Below are 784 nucleotides of genomic sequence, written 5' to 3'. Positions count from 1 at the left end.
CTCGGCTGGTCGATCGGCGAGGCCGAACGCGCCGCCATCACCGCCCTACCCGCCCAGGCGTGGTCACCGGCGATCAACGCCGACGGCGGTGTCCGCGACGGCGCCGCCGTCGCCGAACTGACCGGCCTGCTGCACCTGCCCGGCTGGCCGGCCGGGATGCGGGTCATCGTCCGGCGGGAACGTCCCCACCCTGGCGCCCAACTCACCCTGTTCGAGGACCGCGACGGCTGGCGCTACACCGCGTTCGTCACCAACACCACGACAGGTGTCCTGCAGTGGTTGGAGGCCCGCCACCGGGCCCACGCCCGTGTCGAGGACCGGATCCGCTGCGCCAAGGACACCGGCCTGGGTCGCCTACCCTCCCGCGAGTTCGCCATCAACCAGGCCTGGTGCACCGCCGCCGCGATCGCCGCCGACCTGATCGCCTGGCTGCAGCTCATCGGCCTCGACGGCGACCTGGCCAAAGCCGAACCGAAACGACTGCGCTACCGATTCCTGCACACCGCCGCCCGCCTCGTGCACGGCCAACGCCGCCGCACGCTACGCATCCCCGCCACCTGGCCCTGGGCCGAACAGATCACCACCGCGTTCAACCAGATCACGGCCATCCCCGACCCCGGCTGACCAGCACAGCCACCGCCCCAACAACCCGGAGGACCCCAGGAGACCACGCCCACCGCCGCGACAGACGGCCCACCACCACGCCCGCAACCCAGCAGCATCGATCAACAACGATCAGCTCCGCCGGGCCGAAGGAGCCGGCGTCAGGCACGAATCATCGAGG

The 784-nt window shown here is 71.6% G+C and carries 1 protein-coding gene; it reads left to right on the top strand.

Annotated features, from left to right (window positions below; translation table 11 throughout):
- On the top strand, window positions 1-624 hold a 624-nt coding region (locus C1A38_RS30415; protein ID WP_146017661.1), incomplete at its 5' end, for a transposase.
- Window positions 625-784 lie beyond the last annotated feature (160 nt).

Source organism: Verrucosispora sp. ts21, assembly GCF_002879555.1.
In the GTDB taxonomy this organism is placed as follows: domain Bacteria; phylum Actinomycetota; class Actinomycetes; order Mycobacteriales; family Micromonosporaceae; genus Micromonospora; species Micromonospora gifhornensis.
This window is presented reverse-complemented; position numbering and strand designations above follow the sequence as displayed.